Source organism: Vibrio zhugei, assembly GCF_003716875.1.
Classification (GTDB): domain Bacteria; phylum Pseudomonadota; class Gammaproteobacteria; order Enterobacterales; family Vibrionaceae; genus Vibrio; species Vibrio zhugei.
The window spans coordinates 1389416-1414987 of sequence record NZ_CP033078.1; the positions used below are offsets into that span (position 1 = coordinate 1389416).

Sequence of the window (25572 nt, forward strand, 5' to 3'; positions counted from 1 at the left end):
GATAACCACAGACATGACTTGACGCACTGAGTTGCTTGGTAGACACTACTGTCAACTTTTCGTGACACTTGGTAGGAAAGCATCGTGCGTCTTGAAGTCTTATGCGAAGACAGACTCGGATTAACCCGAGAACTGCTTGATATCCTCGCCTCGAGAAATATTGATCTCCGAGGTATTGAAATTGACATTAGCGGCATTATTTACCTGAATTGCCCAGATAGTGATTTCGCCACCTTCAGTGAGTTGATGACGGAAATTCGTCGTATTACTGGTGTAAAAGATGTGCGTAAAATTCAGTTTATGCCGATGGAGCGCCACAATACGGAGCTCATCTCGTTACTCGACAACCTCCCAGATTGTGTTTTGTCGATCAATCTTAAAGGCGAAGTCGACATGGCCAATCTCAGTGCCATTGCGACACTGAATAAACCTGCCAATGAAGTGATTGATCAACCCATTTCTCATCTCGTGCCAACTTTTAACTTCCCTCGCTGGATAGAAGGCAGTAAAGCGCGTTTACGTGATCATGTTGTGCTTGAAGGGCTCGATTATCAACTTGAAGTCACGCCGGTCTACATTACTGGGGAGTCGAAAGAATCGACGCTCGCAGGGGCGATGATGATGCTTAAACCGATGAAAGGATCGTCAGCGTTCGATGATCGCGTTCCGCTCGATTCTTTATTGGGGTTTGAGCACTTTGTCGGCGTTTCTCATCGGCATAAAACCTTGTTGAATCAAGCGAAGAAGCTATCCAGCTTGGATCAACCGCTACTGATTGAAGGGGAAACCGGTACAGGCAAAGAAATGCTTGCACGCGCCTGTCATCATCGTTCCCCTCGAGGTGAACAGCCATTTTTAGTCGTTAACTGTGCGTCCATGCCGGACGATGTGGCCGAGACGGAACTGTTTGGCCGTATTGCGGGCAACACTGAGCCTAGCAGCAAGGGCATTTTTGAGTTGGCGAATGGTGGCACGGTGTTTCTCGATGAAATTGGGGAAATGAGCCCTCACTTGCAAATTAAGTTATTGCGCTTTTTGCAGGACGGAACATTCCGACGCGTAGGGGAAGAGCAAGAAATCCATCTGGATGTACGTGTCATTGCATCGACGCGCCATCAACTGCTGGCGCTATCGGATGCAGGCAGTTTCCGCGAGGATTTATATTATCGCCTGAATGTTTTAACCTTACGCATTCCACCATTACGTGATAGACCCAGTGATATTGCGCCGTTACTTGAGTTATTTATCACCAAGCACAGCCGCAGCCTGGGCATTTCACGCCCTGAGATGGAAGACACGTTGCTGGATGAGTTGGCACACTACCATTGGCCTGGCAACATGCGCCAATTGGATAACATGGTGTTGCGTGCGTTGACTGAAATACAAGATGAACCTTTAGGTATTGGCCATTTTCATTTACCACATAGTGAATCCACGGCGGGCGTGACGGGGCAGTTGTTCTTAGACGGTTCCTTAGATGACATCATGAAAACGTATGAGCATCAGGTGTTAGATCGCCTCTACCAGTCTTTTCCATCGAGTCGGAAATTGGCAAAACGTCTTGACGTGTCACATACTTCTATTGCGAACAAGTTACGCGAGTATGGCATCAAAAAACGCTAGTGAGAAACCCATGTCATTGTATTATGTTCACCAAGTCGATAATGATATTGCCTTACGCACGGCGACGGTCGACGACGCTGTGTTGATCAGTCAATATTTCTGTGATAATCGTGAGTATTTAAAGCCTTGGGAACCACAGCGAACCCCCGCATTTTATGCGCCGATTACTTGGCGGGATCGGTTGGTTAAACTGCATGAATTACATCGCTTGGGCATGGCGTATTACTTGTTGATCATTGATCAGGCCACCAGTGAAATGCTTGGCACCATTTCGTTCAGTAACTTGGCAAAATTTCCGCTGTATTCTTGTTCGGTCGGATACTCACTGGCTGAAAAAGCACAAGGGCGCGGCATCATGAGCCGAGCACTCAAAATGGCCTGTGAGTATATGTTCTCAGAGCAAAATATGCATCGCATCAACGCCGCTTACATGCCTCATAACCAGCGTAGCGCTGCAGTACTTAAACGCGTCGGTTTTGTTGAAGAGGGGTTTGCTGCCAATTATTTATTGATCGATGGCCAATGGCGCGATCATCGTTTAGTCGCATTGCTTAACGAGCATTGGCAGGCCGAATGACAAAGTCAGTACCGCTCACAATGCGGTATTGTGACGGTTTCGCTGTCTCTATCAAATTATAAAGGACACTTCATGTCATTTTTACCTTTGGACGAATACCAAAGAAAATGGATTTTCACTCATCAATCCATGCCAGTCCCAGAAGAGGATTTGGCTTACATCAAGCCGATGACGGCGCAACGTGCGGCTCAGTTCTGGAAAGATAATATCAGCGCGCAAAGTCCCGATTCTGAGCGCCTTAGCGCACAGGACTGGCCGAGCCGTAAAGACGCTTGGTTTGAAACCATTAATTGGATGCCAGAATGGGAGAGTGATGAGGCGTCAATGCCAGACGCTATTTTAGAGCATATCGATTGGCAAGATGATGTTACGGTGTATTTTTGTTATGAAAAGTACAACATCATTGAGACGAAGTGGTCGATATTTAAACGTCATTGGAAGAATTTTTTATTCTATGATGATGGCCCGATTCTGCTGGGTCGCCGACGTCAACAAGCGTTATGGTTCCATACCAATGGCACGGTCAGCTTAGGCCAGCGCTATACCCAATAACTGAGCGGGTTAGAAAAACAAACAATGCCAACGTTTTGCGTTGGCATTGTTTTGATACTAGATAACGACTAGGCTTTGTTATAAATATCGTTATCCAATTCTTTTTCACTCTTGGCAATCAAGACTGCCACCATCATGTCGCCACACACATTAATGGTCGTGCGTGCCATGTCTAAGATTCGGTCAATCCCAGCAACAATGGCTAAGCCTTCAATCGGTAATCCGACTGTACTCAATACCAGTGACAGCATGATAAGTCCTGCGCCAGGGACGCCCGCTGTTCCAATCGACGCTAAGGTAGCGGTTACAATGATGGTCGCATAATCCGCCATACTGAGATCAATACCAAAGGCTTGCGCGATAAACAGGGCACATACCCCTTGGTACAGCGCTGTTCCATCCATATTAATTGTTGCGCCAAGTGGTAAGACAAATCCAGACACACCTTCTGAAACGCCCATTTCTTCTCGACTGGCTTTGATGGTTGCTGGCAGTGTTCCTGAGCTACTCGACGTAGTAAATGACACCGCGGCTGGGTTGGTGATGGCTTTCAGGTAGCGCATAGGATTTAAACGACCAATAAACGCCAGCATCCCTGAGTAGAACACCAAAATATGGAGGACCGCACCAATATAAACGGCGCCGATCACTTTAATTAGCGGCCAGAGTACGTCCATACCGTACTTGCCAGACACCCATGCCATTAAACCAAAAATGCCGTAAGGCGCCAGCTTCATCACCAATTCGGTCAATTTGTACATGGCTTCCGCTAGGCTATTAAAAAGTTTGACGGCGGGAGCGGATTTTTCTTCGCCAATTAAAACTAAAGAGATACCTAGGCCCAACGCAAAAACGATAATCTGCAAGATATTGCCAGCAGCCAGTGCATTGATGGGGTTTTTAGGCACCATATTGAGCAGAGTATGGATAAGCGTAGGCGACTGTTGCGCGGCTTGAGCGGATTGATTAGGGTCAACCGACATGTTTAAGCCAGCGCCCGGCTGAATAATGGCTGACAGGCCCAACCCGATGGCAATCGCTATCGCAGTGGTTAGCATATAGAGCACGATCGCTTTCCCGCCAATTCGTCCCATTTTGCGGGTATCTTTCATCGATGTGATGCCGACAATCAGTGAGCAGAATACCAGCGGTACAATCAGCATTTTGATGGCATTGATAAATAGCGAGCCAATAGGTTTGAAAATGGCAGCATCGGGTCCCATCAATGCGCCAACGACAATCCCTAAGATCATGCCGATACCAATTTTTTTCCAAAGCAGCATGTTTGACCAGCTGCTCAGTAGTGTTTTCAAATTCATAATAAACGTTCCAGTTTTTGATGAATGCGGTAACTTACACTAAAAGATCGTATTTTTGCAGGATAAAGTGACATTTCGCGAGAAAAAACTGTGGGCGTTAGGTCTGTGCAACCGTACCTTTCATCCGGTTGGATGGCACTGCAGTGTATGATCACCCGGTCCACGGTCTAACGGCTTGGTACCCTAAACCGTGGATATTGAATGACAGAAAGTACTTAACTGGTAGAGTAATATTTGTAATTCAATGAAATAATAGGTATTTATAGAAATGAATCATTGTCTTAAAAATGAGACCAAGAGAATCGAAACGCATTTTATATGAAAGATTGTCATGTTTTGGTCAATAAATTGTTTGAACTGTCATTTTAAGTTCGTATACTCCAGTCAATGAGTGACGATTTCAGGTGACTTGTGATTGGATTGAAGATGATGATAATCGCAACACTCAGCTCGGCGCTGCATAGCGTTTATCTATTTATTATGGACACTTAACCATGCCCAATGTTGTCGTAAGACCTGCATGCAGTGAGGATTTAAGCATTCTCAATCAGTTGATGTTTCAACTTCATGATGAACATCATCGGGGATGTCCGGAGTATTTTAAAACAGCACAAGAGATTGAGTCAGAGAAAAGTATCGCTCAATATCTTGATGACCCGGAATGTTTGGTCTTTGTTGCAACGCTTGCCAGCCAAGTTATTGGTTTTATTTCTGGTCATTTTTGCGAATTAATGTCGACCGTCAGTAAGCCAGTTTTGATGGGAAGTATTGATGAGTTATATGTCAAACCAGATGTTCGTCATCATGGGGCTGCTAAGCAACTCATGGTACGTATTGAACACATGTTTCAACAGTATGGGGTAAAAGAAATATTTGTCGAAGTGTGGGATTTTAATGTGGGAGCACAGGGTTTTTACCACAATAGTGGTTTTACCCAGCATATTCATTGGCTAAGGAAGTCAGTAGCGGGATGCTGACTAAGATTGGGATAAAACAAGTGTATCAACGACTACTTTGCCTTATGGCCACATTAGTAGGTCTCATGACCGTCGGTACAGTGAATGCACAAGAAAGTATTGAACCCGTTCATACGCAGCGCGGTGCAGTCTGTATAACCAAAGTGAATAATCAGCTGTTAATGATTCGTGAGTATATCACGGGGAAATTATCATTACCTGGCGGCAATATTGAAGCCGGAGAGTTACCAGGCCAAGCAGCGCAACGTGAGATGTGGGAAGAAACAGGGTTGGTGATTGATGTCGTCAAACAAATAGGCCAAACCCCAACAGCCTATGTGTTTGATTGTGTCAGTCAATCGAATGTCATTGCGCTAGATACCAACAATGCTCTAGGTGGAAAAAACCTTCCTATTTGGGGCGCGCCAGATTTTGGTATTGAAACATTGAGTGGTATGTTGATTGATCCAAAACGCGTTAATGCCCGTGATTATCGCTATCCAGAACAATGGGCTTTAATGAAAAACATGTTTAAGCATGCAACGGATCAGCCGATGCGAAGTGTGCCAGACTTGATCGCTATCGCCCCTTCTTTCCAGCAGCATGAACTGCATTTTCTCGTTGGCTTTCAACATATGCTGCAAAGTTTGCCCGATTGGGGGGTAAAATTGATTGGCGGGGCTATATCGCTTGGCAATATGCTGGCTAATCCGATATTGGCATTGATTCTTTTTCCACTCTTTATCTATTTCTTTGGGACTAGGGTAATGCTTAAGCTTCTGTTTACGGTTGCTTTTGTGAGTTTAGTTTGTCTCTTGCTACAACGTGGCATCGCGTTGCCAAGACCCTATGTGTATCTACCCACCTTGGACCCCATAATGGAAGCGGGTTATAGCATGCCGTGCGTCGTGACGGCGATCTTAACCAGTTGTTTTTTCATTCTGTGGCAAGAACGTGAACACATTACTTCACATCAATGGATGCCAGCGTTAGGAATCGCGATTGTTTGGCAAATTGTGGCGCAATTTCTTTCTGGTGACGTGTTTATTTCCGATTGTTTGGCTGGCGCGATATTGGGAATGACCATTACTTGGAACGTGTATCAATTGGAAAGTCGTGCCACGGTCGACTTTAACGAACAACTGCTCTCTTACAAAATTTGGCTTGCCTTATTAGTGCTCAGCGCCATGTTGACCTATCTATGGTCTACCCCAGGTTTCCGTGAGTGGCTCGCGATATTAGCGGCGGTCGTGGTGGCATTAGGTTTTGGTCGTCCCTTTGATCATAAAAAGACGTTTTTTCGGGCGTTGGGAAGCATGGGAGCATTAGTGTGCTGTCATCTTGTGTTCAAATTGCTCTTACATCATTTTTCTTATAGTACGACCTTAAGTTTATGGCTGTCGTTTTTGCATTACAGCACGATAACCCTGATGGTCTTTCTTTTAACCTTCCGTCGCATCAGTTTGCATGATATTGGTTTTCAAATAGCATTGTTGACCAAGCGCAAACCGTCATTGCCTTAGTTACTCTATTGATACCTATTTTTCTAACAAAGCTCATGTATTGACACATGAGCTTTATTTTTATTAATGGTGTCACAGACTTACTTCTCGGATTGCATGTTTTGAGTCTACACTTATGTTAAGAACTTAGCTTGGTGTAACACTTACTATGAAGACAACACACGCATCCATCATTGATGAAGAAGTCACCTTTCCTGCTGACGTCCAACTCGTATCCACAACAGATAAGCAAGGTATGATTACCTATGCGAACGATGAATTTTGCCGTGTATCGGGTTTTACTTTAGATGAAATGCTCAATCAGCCTCATAATATCGTGCGGCACCCAGATATGCCTAAAGAAGCCTTCAAAGATATGTGGGCACATTTAAAAGCCAATCAGCCTTGGCGTGGAGCGGTTAAAAATCGTTGTAAAGATGGGCGTTATTATTGGGTAGATGCCTATGTTACGCCTATTTATAAAGATGATACCTTCGTCGGTTATCAATCGGTAAGACGGCGTTTATTGCCAGAGACTCGCCAGCGAGCTGAAGCGCTTTATGCCAAACTGGTGAATCATCGCCGAGCATTGCCGTGGATACAGTTAAACCTCGTTCAGCGACTCACTCTATTTTCACTCTTGACGGTGCTGTTGCTTGTCACCACTGTCGTCTTTGATCCTTGGTTTTCTCTGCTGCTCCCCATGATGTTCATGCTGTTATTTTATCGAGACGTCGTGCGCCATCCTAAATACTCACAAAGGCTGCGTGACCATTACGATAGTATTTCTCGTTGGGTTTACTGTAAGAGTCCGCAAAACGATGCAGAATTTCATTTGAAGATGCAAACGGGCAAGGTACGTACCATCATTGGACGCACAGCAGACAGTGGTCATCAGTTACTGGAACAAGTGCAAGAAATGCAAAAATTGGCGAGAAGCAGCGAGAGTAGCATCGAAATTCAAGCAACGGAACTGGAGAAAATCTCTGCGGCAGTCGAACAAATGGTCGCCACTATCGATGAAGTGGCGAGGCACAGCCAAGAAACGTCGATGCAAGTACGCTCCGCCAATGACACATGTCGACAAGTGATGACAAACATTGATTCAACAGAAAATAAGGTGAACTTGTTAGCGGAAGAGGTCAATCGTTCTACTCAGGCCACTACAGAGTTGGAAGCAAAAATTGAGACAATTAACCACGTAATGTCAGATATCCAAGGAGTGGCGTCACAAACTAACTTGTTAGCCTTGAATGCGGCGATCGAAGCTGCCCGGGCCGGTGAGCAAGGAAGAGGATTTGCTGTTGTCGCCGATGAGGTTAGAGCTCTCAGTCAACGCACCCATGATGCCACGAAGAACATTCAATCCTCCATGCAAGAAGTGACCGCCACCTTAACTTCATTAAAGCACACCATGAGTACGGGGGAAGAGGCGGCGCTCAGTTGCAAGCAGGATACGGTGGTAACGAAAACCAGCATTAATGAATTATCGGAGGCAATGGCTATCATTGACGATGCCGCCACGCTTATTTCAACGTCGGCAGAGGAACAAAGTGTCGTCGCGAAAGAAATCAATTTGAATTTGTCGACAATAAAAGAGGCGTCGAACAGAACGTTATCGGATGCTAATCGCGTCTATGAACTGTCGGGCGATGTTGAACAGAGTGCGCAAAATTTAGCTGCGCTCGGCAAAACATTTGAGTAGCGCGTGAGAACTCCCTGCCAGCTTAACAGTCTGTTGGGCTGGCAGGGGCGTGACTATGCTGAGTAGAATCGCTCGGGGAAATCACTGAAAACCCCATCCACTTGGTCGAGTAGCTTAAAGGTTTCCGGCTGGTTCACGGTATAACACCACACTTGTCTGCCTGCGCGTTGCAGCTCAGTGAGGTGACGCTCCGTAAGCCAGCGATAGTTCACATGGCAACTGAAAGCGTCAACTTGATCTAATAACTTGCGATCTTTGTTGGTCAGCCGCTCTGTTAGCACGCCGAGTTTGTAATTAGGACATAATTGCTCTGCATAGCGAATCACGTCATGATTAAAACTTGATAACAAAACATGCTCAGGAGCGAGGGGGCTCTCGGAGAGTTGTTGTGTGAGCAGCTCGACAACCAATCGAGGGTCGTGGCGATCAATTTTTATTTCAAGATTTAACCGCAATTGCCAAGAGGCGGCCAAGCTTAACAGCTGTGACAAAGTTATGATGGTTTGGTCAGCAAAACGTGGGTCAAACCAAGAGCCGAAGTCATGTTGACAGAGTTGTTCATAGGTCAATTCATCAACACGGCCTTGTCCGTTGCTGCAACGGTCAATTTTATGATCATGACAGATCACGAGGATATTATCTTTTGTTGGCTGCACATCCACCTCAATCCATCTTAACCCCATGTCAATCGCCGCTTGTACGCTTACGGGGGTATTTTCAGGATAATGGCCAGCGACGCCACGGTGTCCTACCAGTGTATAAGACATGGTTATTCCTTCTGATTAAATTCATGGGTTGTATCATGAAACACATCCACCTGATATTGATGACAAAGACGAGCCAAATCGGTGCTCACTGCATCGGTAAATAACCGATCAATTTCACTGAGTTGTCCGCTCACCACTGGGGCATAACGCCCGTATTTGTGCTGGTCGGCAACCAACCAGCAGTATTGACTGTGTTCGATAATGGCACGATTTAAATGGGCTTCTTCTGCATAAAAATCGAGCAGTCGCCCATGTTGGCTGATGCCACCGACACCAAAAATACCATATTGTATATTGAAACGGCGATAGAAAGCGGTACTGACTTCACCAATGGTATCTTCATCTGACGAACGTACCAAGCCGCCAGCAAGATGTACTTGGATATCTGGATTACGGCTAAGGATTAACGCCACATTGATATTATTGGTCACAACGGTTAATCCTGAATGGTCTAGCAATGCCTGAGCCACTTGTTTCGGTGTGGTACCAATGCCAAGAAAAATGCTTGAGTTCGGTGGAAGAGCCTGAGCGACCTGCTGGGCAATGTGTTCTTTGGCGGCAAAGTGCAGTAACTCACGATTGGTGAAGGATAAGTTGTCGTTGTCACTGGGTAAACGAATGCCACCATGCACACGGCGGACCAACCCCAAATCGCTCATTTCATTCATATCTTTGCGAATGGTTTGTACCGACACTCCAAAATGTTGCGCCATGAGTCCACTGGGCAAAATGCTATTGGATGTGTGCAACCATTGCATGATGTGCTTCTGTCGTTCGCTCAATTTCACGATGTGCACCTCATACGACGGTGTGAGCCCGCTGAGGGGCTATCCGAATCCCTTGTTCATCAAACAGGTGAATATGCTCTGCCAATACCGATAAGGGCAAGGTATTGCCTTGGTCGATGGGCATTTCTGGGGTTACGGCGATAAAAGAGGCCGAGGATTGCTGAGTTAACTGACCATGCACTAACTGATTTGGACCTAACGGCTCAACGACACTGACGCTCAGTGGCAGCAATAAACGCTCAGGACTTGCCGCATCTAAGCTGGCATGTTCGGGGCGAATTCCTACTGTGACGTTGTCACATGAAAAGCCTGCGTAGTCTGGTAGGTAAACACTGTGTTGATTGAGTGTTAAGGTGCCTTCAACCAGTGATCCGGTGACAAAGTTCATCGCAGGGCTTCCAATGAAGCTCGCGACAAAGGTGCTGGCGGGGTAATGATAAACCTCAGAAGGTGGGCCAATTTGCTCAATTTCGCCATGACGCAGTACGACAATACGATCGGCTAATGTCATCGCTTCGACTTGATCATGGGTAACATAGACGCTAGTGACCCCCAGTTCACGTTGGATTTTTTTTATTTCCAGTCGCATATGAGCGCGTAGCGCCGCATCCAAGTTGGAGAGTGGTTCGTCAAATAGAAACAGTTGCGGATCACGCACAATCGCGCGTCCCATCGCCACACGTTGGCGCTGGCCTCCCGAGAGTTTGGCAGGCTTACGTTCTAAATAGTCTTCTATTTTCAAGATAGTCGCGACGTGCTGGATTTTACTCTCGATCGTGGCTTTATCGACCCCTCGGTTTTTCAAGCCATACGCTAAGTTTTGGTAAACCGACATGTGCGGATACAACGCATAGTTTTGAAACACCATCGCGATATCGCGTTGGGAAGGCTTGGCCGTATCGACACGTCGATCAGCAAGGTGGATTTCGCCGGATGTTAAACTCTCTAAACCGGCAATACACCGCAAGATGGAGGATTTACCACATCCCGAAGGCCCCACTAAAACAAGAAATTCCCCCGGCTTGATCGCAAGATCAACCCCTTTGACCGCTTGATGGCCATTATCGTAGGTTTTGACCAGCTGACGTATATCCAGCATGGTATTTGTTTGTGTCGATTGAGTCATGTCGTGGCTATCCATTCGCTGAGATTTTTTTGGGTTATTTTTCACTTTCGACCAGTCCTTTAACAAACCAACGTTGAAATATCATTACGACCAGCATCGGCGGTAACATGGCGATCATCACCATGGCAAACGCATAATCGAAGCGTGGTGTGCTCGTGTCATAGACATTATTTAATAGCTGCTTTATGCCCATGACGATGGTGTAATAATCTTCATTGGTGGTAATCATTATGGGCCAGAGATATTGATTCCATCCGACGACGAACATGATGATGAAAATGGCCGCCATCATGGTGCGTGACAGTGGAACCAGAATGTCAATGAAGAAGCGAATCGGACCGGCATTGTCGAGCTGAGCGGCCTCAAGCAATTCGTCAGGAATGGTTTTGTAATACTGGCGAAAGAAAAAGGTGGCGGTGGCTGAAGCAATTAGAGGCACGATGAGACCAGAGTAACTGTTTAACATACCCAGTTTCGAGACCACTTCATAAGAAGGGATGATACGCACTTCTAAAGGCAGTAGTAGGGTGACAAAGATCAACCAAAACCATGCGGTCGCGTACGGTAACCTAAAATACACCAAGGCGTAAGCTGCTAGCATTGAAATACAAATTTTGCCAATTGAAAACCCCAACCCCATGATAAGAGAATTGATCACCATAGACTTTGCGGTAATACCGCCAGTAAAACCTAACGTTTTATCCCAGGCTTCAGAATAGGTCGCGACCAGATGGTCGCCAATTCCCCATTGCAACCCATGAGTTAGAATCTCGTTGGGGGTATGTGTCGAGTTGGCAAAAATGAGCCAGACTGGGGCGAGCATAAACAGCACACCGAGTATGAGAATGACATGATCCCACCCTTGTTTTGAACGCATACTATCCTCCTGATTAGTAATGCACGCGCTTTTCAACCACGCGAAATTGAATGATGGTCAGAATAAGCACCAATATGAGCAACACCACCGACTGAGCAGAACTGCCGCCTAAGTCGGCCCCAATAAAGCCATCTTGATACACTTTGTAGACGAGAGACGTGGTACTACCGCCTGGCCCGCCAGCGGTCATCGTGTCAATGACACCAAAGGTTTCAAAGAACGCATACGTGATATTGATAACCAATAGGAAGAAACCTGTTGGAGCCAGCAAGGGAAACGTGATGGTCCAAAAACGCTTGGAATCGCTCTCACAATCGAGCAATGAGGCTTCTTTGACCCCTTGGGAAATCGACTGAAGCCCTGCAAGAAAATAAATGAAATTGACGGGAATTTGCTTCCATACTGATACCAATATCAAGCCAAACGTGGCATCAAAGGGATCCGTTTGTAAGCTAAACGCCCAGCCGAGGTGATGAAAGAAACGGGTTAAAATACCGATGCTTGGGTCAAACATGAAACTGCCAATGATGCCCGCTACCGCTGGAGCCACGGCATAGACCCAAGTTAACGTGGTTCGGTAGGCCCCTTTACCGTGTAAAATATTGTTGGTTTTAACCGCAAGGAGTAACGCGATACCCAATGAGACCACCGTCACTAATAGCGCAAACAGTAGTGTAAAGCTGAGGGATGATAAGTAATCGGGCGAGGTAAAGAGCCGCGTATAGTTTTCAAACCAAACGAAGTTTGAGTTCAACCCCCATGGGTCTTCCAAACGAAACGACAGATAGATCGCTTCGACGGCTGGGTAGACAAAAAAGGCAATGATGATAGCGATCTGCGGAAACAGCAGTAAATACGGAAGTGGTGAATGAAAAAATTGTTGTCGTCGAGCCACAGGATTATCCTTAACGCCTCAATAAGGCCCAATGTCTGTGCGACATTGGGCCACCGCGTGATGATTATTGAACAGTGCGTTTGAAGCGCTTGAGAAGTGCTTCGCTTTGCTTCGCTACCTTATCCAAGCTGGCTTTGACATCTGCTTGGCCTGAGAAAATACGGTCAAACTGTTTTTCCATATCGGTACGAATTTGTGGATAGAAACCCAGTTGATAACCTTTTGTCCACTCGCCGGAAGGAAGGGATAACTGTTCGACACCGACTTGGGCATCGGGAGTCTTCTGGTAATAGCCCGACTCTTTTGTCATTTTATACGCGGCTTTTGTCACCGGCACATAGCCCGTGGCTTTATGCCAATACATTTGAACTTTCGGGCTAGTCAGGTAATGAAAGAACGCGGCAACGCCTTGATTCTGAGCTTTATCATGACCGCTTAAGGCAAATAAGGCGGCGCCACCGATGAAGGTATGGTATCCCTTCGGCGTCAGTGACTTCCAATAGGGCAGGAACGTGGTTCCCATATGGAACTTAACACGTTCACGAAGGCCACCAAATGAGCCTGATGAGCCGACCCACATGGCCACTTTTTGGCGTTCAAATGGGGTCTGATTGGCATTCCAATCGGTACCATAATATTTGAAGTAGCCTTTTTTAGCCCATTGTTGCAACTTGGTGAAATGCATAACGACATCTGGACTGTTAATCATGATTTTTGTTGATAATCCACGGTAACCATTTTCTTTGTCGGCCAACTGTAGGTTGTGACGCGACTTAAAGTTTTCGAACATGGTCCAAGGGGTCAAAGATTCAGAAAAAGTGGCATAGCCTTTCGCTTTCAGTTTTTTGGCGAGGGCTTCGAGCTGTTCGTAGGTTTTTGGTGGTTTTCCGTTTACTTTGGCCAGAATGTCTTTGTTGTAGTACAACACTGGAGTAGAGCTATTAAAGGGCATCCCGATCATTTTGCCGTCATCATTGGCATAGAAGTTACGCACCCCTGCAATGTAATCTTGGGTATTAAAGTCGTAGCCTGATTGAGTCATGAGATCTTGAACAGGAATAGCGACGCCTTTGGCATTGATGATGGTGGCTGAGCCCGCGTCAAATACTTGTAGAATATTGGGGGCTTCGCCACCACGATAGGCAGCGATGCCGGCGGTTAACGTCTCTGTATAGGTTCCTTTGAATACGGGGGTAATCGTATATTTATCCTGTGAGGCGTTAAAATCGTGTGCGATTTTATTCACAGTCTCACCTAATTGACCTCCCATGGCGTGCCACCATGTAATGTTGGTACTGGCCCATGTGGGTGTGGCCATCATCGTAGAGAGTAACCCCGCTACCCATAGCTTTTTCATAACTTGCATCCTTATTAAGTTTCGAGCGAATACGATTATGTTTCGTTCACCACTAGCATGACGGTGAAACATGACGGTTATATGGATGAAATATGTCGAAATGATGACCAGATAGAAAGCAGGCGCTGTCCGTGTAAACGCACCAATTTGGTGAAAATAATAATATAATGCACTACTTTGATGCTTTTTATAAAAATAAAAAACTAATTTATTTTGTGTATTCAAAATATTCATTTGATTTGTGTCTCTAGTAACCGCTATGATTATTGCATCGGGAATGGATCACAGGAGTGACAGATGAAAATAGGGATTATTGGCGCAGGGGCCGTTGGCGTGAGTATTTGTAATTACTTATTAACGCTGGGCAGTATTCGCGAGCTCGTCTTACTTGATCGTAATGTTGAGAGGGCCGAAGGGGAAGTGTTTGATTTTCACCATACGGCAGCGTTGACGTTTACGAAAAATACTCGCATTACGCCGAGTGATGAGTATATGGATATGCTTGGGGCGGATATTGTCGTGGTGACGGCAGGCGCGCAGATCAAAGAAGGACAAAACCGACTCGATCTTGCGGAAATCAATAGCAAGATCGGGGTTGATATCGCCAATAACATTGAACGAGTGGCGCCTAACGCTGTTGTGATTGTGGTGTCGAATCCTTGTGATATTGTCACGCACAGTATTATTACCAATACACGATTTCCACCTGAACGTGTGATTTCAGCCGGATGTGTGGTTGATACGGCTCGCTTGATGACGATTGTCGCTGAACGTGTCAATCTCGATCCTAAGAACGTTTTCGGTTATGTGTTAGGTGAACATGGTCGTCACTGTTTTGCACCTAAAAGTCTGATTAGTATCGCAGGCCAACCCGCGGATTATTATTGCGATGCCAATCATCTTGATCGTATTGACGCGGATGAACTGCTGGATTCTGTCAAACAAGCGGGATATGAGATTTTTCGGCGTAAACACAATACCACCCACGGGATTGCGGCGAGTGTGTTTCGTATTATTCAGGCTATCGTGATTAATGAACGGTCAGTGTTGCCTGTGGGGACTTTTTTACAAGGCGAGTATGGCCTAGAGGATGTGGTGATGAGCTTACCTGCGATTATTGGTCGCCAAGGGATCGAAAAAGTACTGATTCACCCGTTTACCGATGAAGAGACACGCATCATGTTAGCGATTGCCGAAGAGATGCACCGAAATATGGTGAAGGTATCGGAAAAAACGGGTCTGGTGATGTAGGACTTGGTGGGGTGTCTTTATCGAAACGCTATCCCGCAAATCACCGTGACTTGCGGGATAGGAGAGGCATCAGTCAGACTTTACTGAATGCTAATGGGGGTTTGTGACGGGTAGATAAATTGGTTAGGATCAAATCCAGCTTGCTCAGCCAATTCTCGGGCTTTGGCCATTTTCTCTTTCGACAATGTAGGCGTTCGTGACAGTAGCCAAAAGTAATCACGGTTGTAGCTCGTGATCAATGCCATTGAGTAGTCCGGCGCTAAATAGAAAACAATATAGCTGCCGTAAAAGGGACCGAAAAAGGAAACTTTCAAATGGCCAATGTCGGAACTTTTCACGAACTTCGCTTTACCCACGGCTTGTTGCCACTCTTGGTCTTCTTTGCTATAGCCACGATTAATGACATTCACGCTTCCATCATTATTCATAAGATAAGTCGCAGTCACATTCGATAGCTCACTTTCAAAACTGTGGTCGAGGCGCGCGATTTCATACCAATGTCCTAGATAGCGATCGAGCTGAAAATTGGTGACTGGGTCAATATTATCCGGTTTTCCGGTACAGCCAGCCAATAAAAGTAGACTACACAGAGTCAAACTGATCGTTTTGAATACATTCATGGTAAAACTCCTTTGTTTTACGCCATTATCAACGAGTTGAATGGGTTTGCAAGCGATCCAATGCATAGAAATACGAATGTACAAAGGTTTATTGTAGAATTTTCTAAAACACGTTAGAATTTAAATCTATTTGATAATGAGAGTGTTTATCAATATCAAATAGAGGGATTGTTACGATAACCAACCAAAATGATGACCATGATAAAACCGACCTTAGCCATTGTTGCGCTCGCTTATGCCTTTCCTGGTTTGGCAAACCCCATAGACACTGCAAAATCGATTGAACATGACACCAATCATTCCTCTGCAAACAGTCAGCAGAAGGTGGATCGCAGTGCAGAGTCCGCCATAAAACTCAAGGCACAAATCGAGCAGTTGCAACAAGAAACCAAAAACTTACGTATCTATCGTGATCATGTGCAAGCAATGGTGGAAAGCCAGCAGCAAGAAATAGCGAATATTGACGAGCAAATCGCGCAAGTGAAAACCACCCGTCAAGGGATCGTGCCACTCATGTACGAGATGCTTGATGGCTTGGAACACAGCATTCAGAATGATAAGCCGTTGCGACGTCAAGCGCGTCAGAATCGTCTTCACAAACTCAAGCAATTAATGCCGCGCGCAGATGTGTCTGAAGCGGAGAAATTTCGTCGTATCCTAGAGGCTTATCAGATTGAACTGGATTACGGGACGAAATTAGGGACTTACCGTGGTCGAATCACCGTCAATCAGTCGCAGATTGAAGCTCAAGTATTGTATTTAGGTCGCCTTTCGCTGGTGGCTCGTAATTTAAATAGAAGCCAATATTGGACATGGAATACGCAAGCCAACCAATGGCAAGCGCTCGATAGTGATGCCAAAGAGGGCATTGATCATGCCTTTAAAGTAGCCAAAGAAAAAGAATCTCCGTCTTTTCTTTCTTTACCCGTATCTTTAAAAACTGCAGAGGCGAAGTAACTTTATGACTGTTAAATCCATCGTCACATTACTTGCGCTGACCAGCATTGTTTCATTTCCGACTTTGGGCGCGGATAATTTACCGGCTAAGGCGCGAACTGAGCAACAGACTCAGCATGCGCATAATGTGCAGCGCGAGCGTGATTTCAGAGCACAAGAAGCACAACTGAAAAAGCAACAGAAAAAACTGATTGCGTTGCGTAATACTTTGCAACAGCAAGCTGATGACTTATCTAAGACGTTTAGTCACAACGAAGACACCTTAACGAAGCGGGAAGAAAAATTGCGTTTAGCCACTGGCTCGCTTGGTGAGGTCTTTGGCGTCATTCGCCAAAATGCGAAAGAAGTGCAGCGTGATCTATCACACTCGGTGACCGGCGCTGATGGTCAACATCATCTGGATGTAGTGAATGATATTGTGCCTGCCCGTACGTTGCCTTCCATGGCACAACTCACGGGGTTATGGCATGCGATGCAAGCACAGATCAACGCCAGTGGCCAAGTTGCTCCGGTGACCATCAATTATGTCAATGGTGACGGCAAAACCGAACCGACCAAGGCGATCCGGCTTGGCGCATTGGCGCTAATCACGGACCAAGGTTACGTCAACTGGGATAATGCGGCCCATGAGGCAAGCCAATATGCGCGCCAACCGGATGAGGGGCCAACGCTCACCTCAATCAATGCGTTGTTACAGGGGAAAGTTGTACCAATGACGATTGATCCGTCACAAGGCACCTTGATCAAACAATTGGCAAACGAACCGACATTGTTTGATCGTCTAAAAGCTGGTGGCGCGGTGGGGAATATTATTATTGCCTTACTCGTTGTTGGTCTAGGCATTGCGGGTTATCGCGGTATGCGTTTGCTGATTGCGCGTCGTCAAATCAATCATCAACTCAGTCATCCACAAACCTTAACGGATAATCCATTGGGGCGAGTCTTAGCGGTTTACAGCAAAGAAAAACCTCGCAGTGTGGAAGCATTGGAATTGCGTTTACTTGAAGCGGTGGTCGATGAGCAAGCGCAATTAGAGCGAGGTTTGTCAATGTTGAAATTATTGGCGGCATTGGCTCCTATGCTCGGATTGCTAGGCACCGTAACGGGCATGATTGAAACATTCCAAGTGATCACTCAATTCGGGAACGGGGATCCCAAGGTGATGGCCGGGGGTATATCGATGGCCTTGGTCACCACGGTACTGGGTTTGGTCGCCGCCATTCCATTACTGCTTAGCCATAATGTATTGAGTTCTCAAGCGGAAATTATTCGCAATATTCTTGAAAAACAAGGTATTGGCATGGTAGCTGAACAAGCAGAAAAAGACGGTTTAGCGGCGTCACACGAGTAAGGTAAAGCGAGTATGGATCATCAAAGTATCATGCTGTCTTTTCAGAACGTATTGGTTCCTTTAGAGCAGTTCATGTCACAAGGTGGGGTCGTTTTATGGGGCTTGGCTGCCGTTGTGGTCGTCTGCTGGCTGCTTGTCGTTGAACGCATCCTATTTTTGCTGTGTACGTTTCCCAAGCAACGTCAGCAGTGGATAGAACGTTGGCAACAACGCCAAGATCATGAATCGTGGTATGCGTTAGCAATCCGCGCGGCTTGGTTAGATAAAGCGCACTTAGCATTGACGCGGAATTTAAGTGTGATCAAGGTATTGGTCACCTTATGCCCCATGCTAGGGCTACTTGGCACCGTCACAGGCATGATTTCGGTGTTTGATGTGATGGCCAACCTAGGAACCAATGATCCCAAGCAAATGGCGTCTGGAATCTCACTGGCGACATTGCCAACGATGGCGGGTATGGTTGCCGCACTCTCCGGTTTATTTGCTCATTCACGACTTGTGAAAAAATGCGAAATGACTGAATTTAAATTAGAAAAGGCGTTAAGGAGTCAACGATGAGATTGGGGCGACGACCATCGAAACAAGAAGAAGCACAGGTTGATTTGACCTCAATGTTGGACATTGTGTTCATCATGTTAATTTTCTTTATCGTGACCAGCTCTTTTGTCACTGAATCCGGTGTGGATGTTAATCGACCCACCGCCTCTCATGTGTCTAGTCAGAAAAATGCCAGTATTTTTGTCGCAATCACTGATGCCAATGACGTGATCATCGATAAGCATCGCGTCGATATCGAGCGTGTCCAAGCGGCACTTGAGCAGTTACGTTTGGATAAACCGAATACATCGTTAGTGATTCAAGCCGACGAACATGCCTACAACGGCACGGTCGTCAAAGTGATGGATGCGGCGAAAGGCGCGGGCATCGAGCAGATAGCACTGGCGGCGGAGAAAAAGTAATGCGTCGATTTCTTATCGCGTTGCCGGTAGCGTTATCTGTTGCGTTTGGCTTATTTATGTTGATGGCATGGATGACGCATAACGGTGCCAAAGCCCCCGATCACAGTGATCCTGTCCGGTTTACGATGATGATGGTGGAAAAAGAGTCAGAGGTACATCGACGCGAGCGTCGACCCCCTCCCAAGCCAGAGGCACCCAAGCCGCCAAAGACCCAGCAAATGGTTAAGCCGACAGCGCGCACGTCTTCTCCCGATGTGTCACCACAGGCTTCTCCGGTCAGCGTCAAGGCGCTAGGGCTAGATACGGCAATCACAGGCATCAACGTGAGTGCGCCTACGATTGGTGATATTAACGTCAATCAACAGGCCATGCCGATGTATCGCGTGAATCCTCGTTACCCTACACGGGCACAACGACGAGGTGTGGAAGGCTTCGTGTTGCTGAAATTTACGATTAATGCCTCTGGTCAACCTGTTGATATTGACATTATCAAAGCAAAACCGAAGCATATGTTTGAACGTGAGGCTATTCGCGCTTTGAAGCGTTGGAAGTACAAACCGAAAGAAGTGAATGGCAAAGCGGTGTCGCAACCAGGGCAAACGGTTAAGTTACAATTTAGGTTAACAAAATGATGAAAGCGCATAGATTGTTACGAGCTGCGGTGTGGCTAACAGCGGGCTGGATTACCTTAGTGGCGTCGACACAAGCCGCCACATTAAGTGCGCCTATTGCAGCCAAGGCATTGAAAGCCAAAAAGCTTGCGGATAAAGAGCACTACCAACAGGCGATTGATGTGTTGGTACCGATGCCAAAACGTGGTTATGACCAAGCTTATATTGCACGTATGCTGGGCATCTTTTATTGGCAAAATGAACAGCTTGAACCGTCAATAAAGGCGCTCACCATTGCGGTCAATTCCAATGAGCTGGAAGCACAATCCATGTGGTCAACGCGACATATGTTGGCGGATGTTTTGCTAATAGACAAACAGTATGACAAAGCTTTACATCAATACTACCGCTTAGCTAAACGCTTACCTAAGGGGAATAAAGGCGATAAAATTTGGTTGCGCATTAGCCAAATTCATTATCAATTAGGCCAATGGCGAAAGACCCTGAGAGGCGTGCAACACTATGAGCAGCTGGGAATGCCCGATGCTGTGCAGCCATTGTCGTTAAAAGTCGGTGCCCAGCTGCAGCTATCGCAATGGGCAGGCGCGATCATTAGCTTGAAACGCTTGCTCTTGCTTGAGCCGGATAAAAAGCAATGGTGGATGCAATTAGTGAACCTTGAAATGCGCACAAAACGCTATGGCGATGCCTTGGATTCACTGGCTTTAGCTCGATTACAAGGCATTCCCTTTGAGCAACATGACCGTCAATTGTTGGCTCAGCTATATGCTCAGAACGGCATTCCTGAACGTGCGGCGCAGGTAATGAGTACGATAAAAGGGTTGGCAAATAATACTAACTTATTGGTCACACAAGCACAGTATTGGCAACGAGCGAAAGCATGGGATAAGGCCATTGAAACATGGCAATTGGCGGCGCGGCGCGATAAGCAATACCATTGGCAGGTCGCGCAACTGATGCTGCAGCAAGGCCAATATCAAGCGGTTTTAAGTGTACTCGACAAGGTTGAGGAGCCTGAGCACAAAGCCGATGTGGCGTTAGCACGAACACGGGCTCTCTATCAGCTTCACCAAGTCGATCATGCATTAAAGCAAGCTTATTATGCCAATCGTGTTCAACCCTCCGTGGAAGCGAAAAGTTGGATTCGATACTTAAAACACTTGAAACGATTAAGCAAAAAGCACACCTCGTAGAGGACGAATACATCGTATTGCTTCAAGCCAATGAGCGTGTTTGTCATTGGCTTTTTTCATTGCCTCGTCTGTGGTTTGAGAGGTCACTCGAAAACACAGACCGCCTGATTCATTAAAGCATTTTTTATTCTTGAGGTGCTTCGCGGCAGCCTATCTTGTGTGAAAGGACGGAGGGTCACTCCCGTTATACTGAGGTTTCTTATAGTCAACCCAGTAGGTGATAGTGATGAGACGACTCACATCTAAGGCGGTAACGATATCGTTATGGTCACTTTTCCCCAGTTTAGTCAGCGCGCCACTAGCCGCGAGCGAGAGCGCGACGAATGCCACCGATCCGGATGTCGCATTAGCCAACGAATATCGCCCATCCATCGAGATTCATCGCTATTGGTTTAGTGAAAAATACGATGGAATTCGAGCTATTTGGGATGGTCACCAACTGATCACACGGACCGGCAAACGGATTCATGCGCCTGATTGGTTCACGGCGGATTTCCCAGAGGTATGGATCGAAGGAGAGCTCTGGGCTGGGCGTGGTCACTTTAATACGGTGCAAAACACGGTTCTCGATCGCAATCCAGATGATAACGCTTGGCGAAGGATCCGTTGGATGGTTTTCGATATGCCTCACAGTGAGGGGCTTTACCCGCAACGCTATGCGCGCCTGTCGCAATGGGTCGACGATTTCCAGCGCTCTCATGTTCAACGTGTTAGGCATCAATCGATTCAATCTCACCAGCAACTCTTCAAGGCGCTGTCTCACATTGATGAGCAACAGGGGGAAGGTGTGATGCTGCAATCGGTTCAAGACGAGTATCATCCAGGGCGCAGTGATGCGTTATTGAAATTGAAACGAGTCGCCGATGCTGAAGCGGTGGTGATTGGGTATAAGCCAGGGCAGGGTCAATGGCATGGATTGGTCGGCTCGTTAAAAGTTCGAGACGCGAATGGCCAAGTATTTTATTTGGGAAGCGGCTTAACCGAGCAGCAACGTCGCCATCCACCTGCCATTGGTAGCACGGTCACTTTTCGGTTTAATGGGCTCACTCATACCGGAAAACCAAGATTTGCTCGATTTTTACGAACCCGTCTCGATCAGTAAGTGCATCGCCAATGGGAAAGGCACTGGCTAATGATTTTGTCCGACAGCGATGGAGCATCGTTTGAAGAGATCTTGCCAATACTGGATATGTGCAGAAATGGCATGACGAAACTGACGGTGCGTGGTGACAATTGGCAGCGTGTAAGTAGGCGCGCTGTCAGGGGACAATGGTGACAATAGCGACAATTGCGGCTCAATATCGAGGTAAGCGCCATCAATACGTGATAAGTACGGCTGAATCTCACCAATGAAAAAGCGCTGAAAGACATTACGTAGATGTTCAAGGCGTGTCTTGTCTGCGTGTCGGCCACACCATATTTGGGCATCATTGCTTCGTAACTGACGGGTGATAACCGTTAACCATTGTGTGGCGTGTTGCATCGAATAGCGGAGATCGCCAATGAGTGGGTGCTTGTCCAACGTTTCTTGGTAAGACGTGATGGTGGGGGGCGCGTGTTGCCAGTCGCGGGCGGCGATCCAGCGATGAATGTGATTGAGCTGGGTTAAGGCGGCGCGGGTGTGTCCATAGTTGCGTTGCTCTTTATACCAGCGTTGCGGTGTGAATTGGCGTCGCATGACATCACTGGTGTATAAAAAATTCTGCCAATGCTGGATGATGTGCTCTTGTTTAACCAATGCTAAGACTTGAATTTGTTTGCGAAACTGTGTACTTAGCTTTGTATTCTGGCCGCATTGATGAAGGCCATGTAGGATCTGCAATTGGTAATCGAGGTTGCGAAACGCATCTTGGACTTTGCCTAATATTGAGTTGCGGTTAGCAATTAAATGGAAAAGATCACATTGGCGAAACTGATAACTGTCCAGTAATCCAAGAGAGACTGAAGGAATAGGGTGATGCAATTGTCTTTTACTGGGTAATGGCTTGCTGTGAAACGATGGTGAGGATAATGAGCTCACGTTTTGCACATTGGCGATGCGCTGTAGGTAAGTATTGAACTGGTTGTCAATTGACGAGCCAGTATTCCACTGGCAAGCGCTGATGAGGAGAGCCAAGAAACCGATCATTACACGGATACACAGTTTCATCGTGATGCTCTCCTTTTTCGGTGAATAGCGATACCTTTAGTTTAGAATATATCAGTGGCTAATCATGATTGATTCCGTCGCCCATTTTTTCAGCCCCACCGCATCTTTGCAACCAGTGCAAGCGTTTACCAAGCAATAACGCGGCAGCCACAAGTGCAACAATAAATCCAAACCAAAAGCCTTTGGCTCCCATTGATGGCACCACAAGGTTGGTTCGTCCTAAAATATAGCCGACGGGTAAGCCCAGTATCCAATAGGCAAAGAAGGTGCGCACCAGTATGGCATTCATATCTTTGTATCCGCGCAGGGCACCTGCCGCCACGACTTGAACCGCGTCCGCACATTGATAGATAGCCGCAAATAAAAGCAGTTGCATCGCCAGAGTGATCACTTGCTCGTTGTCTGTATAAATCTCAGCAATGCTTTGACGTAACACTACGGTCAATGCCGCGGTAATCACTGCGGTGCCTAACGCCACTATCAAGCCAACATTAGAAGCAATGGTTGCTCCACGCAGGTTCTCTTCACCTAATTTGCCCCCAACGCGGATAGAAACAGCACCACCAATACTCATGGGTAACATAAAAATAAGAGATGAAAAGTTAACCGCAATTTGATGAGAAGCGACGACCATTGGACCAAGCGGAGCAACCAGCAGTGCGACTACAGCAAACAAGGTCACTTCAAAGAAAATTGAAGCCGCAACAGGAAAACCTAGGCGAAATAAATTGAATTGGGTTTGCCACTGCGGTTTATGAAATTGACCAAACACGTCAATGTGAGCCAACTTTTTGGAGGTGATCACGTAAAAGACGATAAGTGCTAACATGATCCAATATACAATCGCCGTCGCAATGCCACAGCCGACCCCGCCAAAAGCTGGGACCCCAAACTTGCCATACACAAAGATCCAGTTTAATGGCACGTTGCATAATAAACCGATGAAACCAATCACCATCGCGGGTTTTGTTAAGGCCATCCCGTCGGTATAACTACGAAAAGCTTGAAATAATAAAAATGCCGGAACGGCAAATACCACCGCATGCAAATAGCCGATGGTTTTGTCCTGCATGGTTTTCTCTATCCCCATGAGTTCGACAATCACGCCAGCATTCAATAATAATATAATCGTTGGAATACTGAGTAAGAGCGCCATCGAAATGCCTTGCTGTACTTCAAAGGGAATTTTCTTTTGACGAGACGCCCCGTTTAACTGGGCAATGACTGGCACTAACGACATCAGTAAGCCGACACCGAATAAAATAATAGGCGTCCATAAACTGGCGGCCACTGACACGGCGGCCATGTCCGTTGCGCTGACACCACCGGCCATGATGGTGTCGACAAAACTCATTCCTGTTTGCGCAATGGAAGCGACCAAAATCGGCGATGCTAACTTGATCAAGTTCAACGTTTCTTGTTTGTAGTGTTGCACAAAGTTCTCCCAAAGGACGTAAAGATGATAGGCGGATTTACCGATTATTATTGTGATTTTTGGAACGAATCATAATGAAATGTGGTGAATAGAGCCAGCTATTTCATAGGTTTGCATTGGACTTATTGTATCAAGACATATCACTTATTCTATGACACAAAAAAAGCATCGCCATCGACGATGCTTTTCGCTAGAAAAAGATCGCCGTGGTCTATTCTCGCTTGATAGTGTCACTTTGTTGATGGGTTCTCATATTATGCTGAACTTGCTGCGCTAATGAATCTATGTCTTCCCCGTTGGCTGCGAGCAGTGTATTTAATAAGGGAAGAACCGCTCCGAGTTTTTCTTCAATCGCGTCTCGCACCGTATCCACGACCACTTGTGTTCCGCGCTCGATTTCAATATTGATCTCAGATCCTGGCTGTTTTAACTCGAAGGTCGTCATACGACGCGTTTCTGGAATTAACCAAACATCAAACCAATGCTCTTGTTTATTAACGTCAGAAATGGTCAGGCTTGCGCCATTGAGGGCGATATAGCCTTTTGGGAAAATGTATTTCAACCAGTGTGGTTCTACACGAATACGAATACGATAATTGTCATCGATGGCTTGCACATCCAGCACGGTGGCTCGAAAGTCTACATGCCCTGACAGCGGATGACCGCCAATCTCTGCGCCATCTTTGGCCGCACGTTCAACATTGATCGCTTGTCCTTCGACGAATTCACTCAAGGTGGTAATCATTAAGCTCTTGAGCATCACGTCAAATTTAACCCGTGTAGGTGATAATAGTGCCGTTACCGTTAAACAGACTCCATCAACTGCGACACTGGCACCGATGGATAAGTCTTCGCAAAAACCGGTTTCGAACTCAATCTCGAAAGTTCGGATACCTTGATGATCTTGAATGGAAGCAATGTGAGCGACAGATTGAATGATACCGGTAAACATAATGCGTTATCCCTGATGTGGTGTAAGCC

At 46.4% G+C, this 25572-nt stretch carries 25 protein-coding genes; 14 read left to right on the forward strand and 11 right to left on the reverse strand.

What is annotated here, in order from left to right; genetic code table 11:
- Window positions 1-84 precede the first annotated feature (84 nt).
- The 3 genes from tyrR to EAE30_RS11700 all read left to right on the forward strand — a co-directional run bounded on the left by tyrR (window position 85) and on the right by EAE30_RS11700 (window position 2752).
- Window positions 85-1623 carry a transcriptional regulator TyrR gene (gene tyrR, locus EAE30_RS11690; protein ID WP_123016080.1) on the forward strand — a complete coding sequence of 513 codons (1539 nt, stop codon included), beginning with the start codon at window positions 85-87 and terminating at the stop codon, window positions 1621-1623.
- 10 nt (window positions 1624-1633) lie between these two features.
- A complete protein-coding gene (rimJ, locus tag EAE30_RS11695; RefSeq protein ID WP_123016081.1) occupies window positions 1634-2200 on the forward strand; it encodes a ribosomal protein S5-alanine N-acetyltransferase in 567 nt (188 codons plus the stop codon).
- Between the two features lie 72 nt (window positions 2201-2272).
- Complete coding sequence (locus EAE30_RS11700; RefSeq protein WP_123016082.1) at window positions 2273-2752, forward strand: DUF2947 domain-containing protein; 480 nt, start codon at window positions 2273-2275, stop codon at window positions 2750-2752.
- A gap of 68 nt (window positions 2753-2820) precedes the next feature.
- Here EAE30_RS11700 and EAE30_RS11705 read toward each other — a convergent pair whose 3' ends face one another.
- On the reverse strand, window positions 2821-4071 hold the full coding sequence (locus tag EAE30_RS11705; RefSeq protein ID WP_199287091.1) for a dicarboxylate/amino acid:cation symporter: 1251 nt from the start codon (window positions 4069-4071) through the stop codon (window positions 2821-2823).
- Between the two features lie 494 nt (window positions 4072-4565).
- Between EAE30_RS11705 and EAE30_RS11710 the strand changes: the two genes are divergently transcribed.
- The 3 genes from EAE30_RS11710 to EAE30_RS11720 all read left to right on the forward strand — a co-directional run bounded on the left by EAE30_RS11710 (window position 4566) and on the right by EAE30_RS11720 (window position 8234).
- Window positions 4566-5048: a GNAT family N-acetyltransferase gene (locus EAE30_RS11710; protein ID WP_123016083.1), complete on the forward strand. Its 483-nt coding sequence runs from the start codon at window positions 4566-4568 to the stop codon at window positions 5046-5048.
- Window positions 5049-5092: 44 nt separating this feature from the next.
- The gene (locus tag EAE30_RS11715; protein WP_164711843.1) at window positions 5093-6550 is read left to right on the forward strand and encodes a bifunctional NUDIX hydrolase/phosphatase PAP2 family protein; all 1458 of its coding nucleotides are present in this window, start codon (window positions 5093-5095) and stop codon (window positions 6548-6550) included.
- Between the two features lie 148 nt (window positions 6551-6698).
- The gene (locus EAE30_RS11720; RefSeq protein WP_123016085.1) at window positions 6699-8234 is read left to right on the forward strand and encodes a methyl-accepting chemotaxis protein; all 1536 of its coding nucleotides are present in this window, start codon (window positions 6699-6701) and stop codon (window positions 8232-8234) included.
- Between the two features lie 53 nt (window positions 8235-8287).
- On the opposite strand, the gene EAE30_RS11725 is transcribed toward EAE30_RS11720, so the two are convergent.
- The 6 genes from EAE30_RS11725 to EAE30_RS11750 all read right to left on the reverse strand — a co-directional run bounded on the left by EAE30_RS11725 (window position 8288) and on the right by EAE30_RS11750 (window position 14044).
- Window positions 8288-9001 carry a glycerophosphodiester phosphodiesterase family protein gene (locus EAE30_RS11725; protein ID WP_123016086.1) on the reverse strand — a complete coding sequence of 238 codons (714 nt, stop codon included), beginning with the start codon at window positions 8999-9001 and terminating at the stop codon, window positions 8288-8290.
- A 2-nt stretch (window positions 9002-9003) separates the two neighbouring features.
- The gene (locus EAE30_RS11730; protein ID WP_199287103.1) at window positions 9004-9792 is read right to left on the reverse strand and encodes a DeoR/GlpR family DNA-binding transcription regulator; all 789 of its coding nucleotides are present in this window, start codon (window positions 9790-9792) and stop codon (window positions 9004-9006) included.
- Between the two features lie 7 nt (window positions 9793-9799).
- A complete protein-coding gene (gene ugpC, locus EAE30_RS11735; RefSeq protein WP_123017349.1) occupies window positions 9800-10888 on the reverse strand; it encodes a sn-glycerol-3-phosphate ABC transporter ATP-binding protein UgpC in 1089 nt (362 codons plus the stop codon).
- A 61-nt stretch (window positions 10889-10949) separates the two neighbouring features.
- The gene (ugpE, locus tag EAE30_RS11740) at window positions 10950-11792 is read right to left on the reverse strand and encodes a sn-glycerol-3-phosphate ABC transporter permease UgpE (protein ID WP_123016088.1); all 843 of its coding nucleotides are present in this window, start codon (window positions 11790-11792) and stop codon (window positions 10950-10952) included.
- A 13-nt stretch (window positions 11793-11805) separates the two neighbouring features.
- Window positions 11806-12687, reverse strand: a complete 882-nt coding sequence (locus tag EAE30_RS11745; RefSeq protein WP_123016089.1) for an ABC transporter permease subunit — start codon at window positions 12685-12687, stop codon at window positions 11806-11808.
- Window positions 12688-12751: 64 nt separating this feature from the next.
- The gene (locus tag EAE30_RS11750) at window positions 12752-14044 is read right to left on the reverse strand and encodes an extracellular solute-binding protein (RefSeq protein WP_123016090.1); all 1293 of its coding nucleotides are present in this window, start codon (window positions 14042-14044) and stop codon (window positions 12752-12754) included.
- Between the two features lie 297 nt (window positions 14045-14341).
- Between EAE30_RS11750 and EAE30_RS11755 the strand changes: the two genes are divergently transcribed.
- Window positions 14342-15295: a lactate/malate family dehydrogenase gene (locus tag EAE30_RS11755; RefSeq protein ID WP_123016091.1), complete on the forward strand. Its 954-nt coding sequence runs from the start codon at window positions 14342-14344 to the stop codon at window positions 15293-15295.
- Between the two features lie 80 nt (window positions 15296-15375).
- On the opposite strand, the gene EAE30_RS11760 is transcribed toward EAE30_RS11755, so the two are convergent.
- A complete protein-coding gene (locus EAE30_RS11760) occupies window positions 15376-15915 on the reverse strand; it encodes a lipocalin family protein (RefSeq protein ID WP_123016092.1) in 540 nt (179 codons plus the stop codon).
- 192 nt (window positions 15916-16107) lie between these two features.
- Between EAE30_RS11760 and EAE30_RS11765 the strand changes: the two genes are divergently transcribed.
- From EAE30_RS11765 to EAE30_RS11795, 7 genes are all read left to right on the forward strand, one after another.
- A complete protein-coding gene (locus tag EAE30_RS11765) occupies window positions 16108-16872 on the forward strand; it encodes a DUF3450 domain-containing protein (RefSeq protein ID WP_123017350.1) in 765 nt (254 codons plus the stop codon).
- Between the two features lie 4 nt (window positions 16873-16876).
- The gene (locus tag EAE30_RS11770) at window positions 16877-18223 is read left to right on the forward strand and encodes a MotA/TolQ/ExbB proton channel family protein (protein WP_123016093.1); all 1347 of its coding nucleotides are present in this window, start codon (window positions 16877-16879) and stop codon (window positions 18221-18223) included.
- Window positions 18224-18235: 12 nt separating this feature from the next.
- Entirely contained in the window at window positions 18236-18781 is a 546-nt protein-coding gene (locus EAE30_RS11775; protein ID WP_390258298.1) for a MotA/TolQ/ExbB proton channel family protein, read from the forward strand.
- Complete coding sequence (locus EAE30_RS11780) at window positions 18778-19182, forward strand: ExbD/TolR family protein (RefSeq protein WP_123016094.1); 405 nt, start codon at window positions 18778-18780, stop codon at window positions 19180-19182. Before EAE30_RS11775 ends, EAE30_RS11780 begins: the two co-directional genes overlap by 4 nt.
- Complete coding sequence (locus EAE30_RS11785; RefSeq protein ID WP_123016095.1) at window positions 19182-19814, forward strand: energy transducer TonB; 633 nt, start codon at window positions 19182-19184, stop codon at window positions 19812-19814. The genes EAE30_RS11780 and EAE30_RS11785 overlap by 1 nt, the downstream gene beginning before the upstream one ends.
- Window positions 19811-21007 carry a tetratricopeptide repeat protein gene (locus EAE30_RS11790; protein ID WP_164711845.1) on the forward strand — a complete coding sequence of 399 codons (1197 nt, stop codon included), beginning with the start codon at window positions 19811-19813 and terminating at the stop codon, window positions 21005-21007. The genes EAE30_RS11785 and EAE30_RS11790 overlap by 4 nt, the downstream gene beginning before the upstream one ends.
- Window positions 21008-21233: 226 nt before the next feature.
- A complete protein-coding gene (locus tag EAE30_RS11795; protein WP_123016096.1) occupies window positions 21234-22109 on the forward strand; it encodes a DNA ligase in 876 nt (291 codons plus the stop codon).
- A 27-nt stretch (window positions 22110-22136) separates the two neighbouring features.
- On the opposite strand, the gene EAE30_RS11800 is transcribed toward EAE30_RS11795, so the two are convergent.
- The 3 genes from EAE30_RS11800 to EAE30_RS11810 all read right to left on the reverse strand — a co-directional run bounded on the left by EAE30_RS11800 (window position 22137) and on the right by EAE30_RS11810 (window position 25543).
- Window positions 22137-23156, reverse strand: a complete 1020-nt coding sequence (locus EAE30_RS11800; RefSeq protein WP_123016097.1) for a DUF3080 family protein — start codon at window positions 23154-23156, stop codon at window positions 22137-22139.
- A 58-nt stretch (window positions 23157-23214) separates the two neighbouring features.
- Entirely contained in the window at window positions 23215-24591 is a 1377-nt protein-coding gene (locus EAE30_RS11805; protein WP_123016098.1) for an MATE family efflux transporter, read from the reverse strand.
- 211 nt (window positions 24592-24802) lie between these two features.
- Window positions 24803-25543, reverse strand: a complete 741-nt coding sequence (locus EAE30_RS11810) for a riboflavin synthase subunit alpha (protein ID WP_123016099.1) — start codon at window positions 25541-25543, stop codon at window positions 24803-24805.
- Window positions 25544-25572: the final 29 nt, after the last annotated feature.

Bases quoted from the DNA above. Each gene is read 5' to 3' on its own strand.
- rimJ (WP_123016081.1), top strand. From the start codon at position 1,634: ATGTCATTGTATTATGTTCACCAAGTCGATAATGATATTGCCTTACGC.
- EAE30_RS11700 (WP_123016082.1), top strand. From the start codon at position 2,273: ATGTCATTTTTACCTTTGGACGAATACCAAAGAAAATGGATTTTCACT.
- EAE30_RS11705 (WP_199287091.1), bottom strand. From the start codon at position 4,071: ATGAATTTGAAAACACTACTGAGCAGCTGGTCAAACATGCTGCTTTGG.
- EAE30_RS11710 (WP_123016083.1), top strand. From the start codon at position 4,566: ATGCCCAATGTTGTCGTAAGACCTGCATGCAGTGAGGATTTAAGCATT.
- EAE30_RS11715 (WP_164711843.1), top strand. From the start codon at position 5,093: ATGGCCACATTAGTAGGTCTCATGACCGTCGGTACAGTGAATGCACAA.
- EAE30_RS11720 (WP_123016085.1), top strand. From the start codon at position 6,699: ATGAAGACAACACACGCATCCATCATTGATGAAGAAGTCACCTTTCCT.
- EAE30_RS11725 (WP_123016086.1), bottom strand. From the start codon at position 9,001: ATGTCTTATACACTGGTAGGACACCGTGGCGTCGCTGGCCATTATCCT.
- ugpC (WP_123017349.1), bottom strand. From the start codon at position 10,888: ATGCTGGATATACGTCAGCTGGTCAAAACCTACGATAATGGCCATCAA.
- ugpE (WP_123016088.1), bottom strand. From the start codon at position 11,792: ATGCGTTCAAAACAAGGGTGGGATCATGTCATTCTCATACTCGGTGTG.
- EAE30_RS11750 (WP_123016090.1), bottom strand. From the start codon at position 14,044: ATGAAAAAGCTATGGGTAGCGGGGTTACTCTCTACGATGATGGCCACA.
- EAE30_RS11755 (WP_123016091.1), top strand. From the start codon at position 14,342: ATGAAAATAGGGATTATTGGCGCAGGGGCCGTTGGCGTGAGTATTTGT.
- EAE30_RS11760 (WP_123016092.1), bottom strand. From the start codon at position 15,915: ATGAATGTATTCAAAACGATCAGTTTGACTCTGTGTAGTCTACTTTTA.
- EAE30_RS11765 (WP_123017350.1), top strand. From the start codon at position 16,108: ATGACCATGATAAAACCGACCTTAGCCATTGTTGCGCTCGCTTATGCC.
- EAE30_RS11770 (WP_123016093.1), top strand. From the start codon at position 16,877: ATGACTGTTAAATCCATCGTCACATTACTTGCGCTGACCAGCATTGTT.
- EAE30_RS11775 (WP_390258298.1), top strand. From the start codon at position 18,236: ATGGATCATCAAAGTATCATGCTGTCTTTTCAGAACGTATTGGTTCCT.
- EAE30_RS11780 (WP_123016094.1), top strand. From the start codon at position 18,778: ATGAGATTGGGGCGACGACCATCGAAACAAGAAGAAGCACAGGTTGAT.
- EAE30_RS11785 (WP_123016095.1), top strand. From the start codon at position 19,182: ATGCGTCGATTTCTTATCGCGTTGCCGGTAGCGTTATCTGTTGCGTTT.
- EAE30_RS11790 (WP_164711845.1), top strand. From the start codon at position 19,811: ATGATGAAAGCGCATAGATTGTTACGAGCTGCGGTGTGGCTAACAGCG.
- EAE30_RS11795 (WP_123016096.1), top strand. From the start codon at position 21,234: ATGAGACGACTCACATCTAAGGCGGTAACGATATCGTTATGGTCACTT.
- EAE30_RS11800 (WP_123016097.1), bottom strand. From the start codon at position 23,156: ATGAAACTGTGTATCCGTGTAATGATCGGTTTCTTGGCTCTCCTCATC.
- EAE30_RS11810 (WP_123016099.1), bottom strand. From the start codon at position 25,543: ATGTTTACCGGTATCATTCAATCTGTCGCTCACATTGCTTCCATTCAA.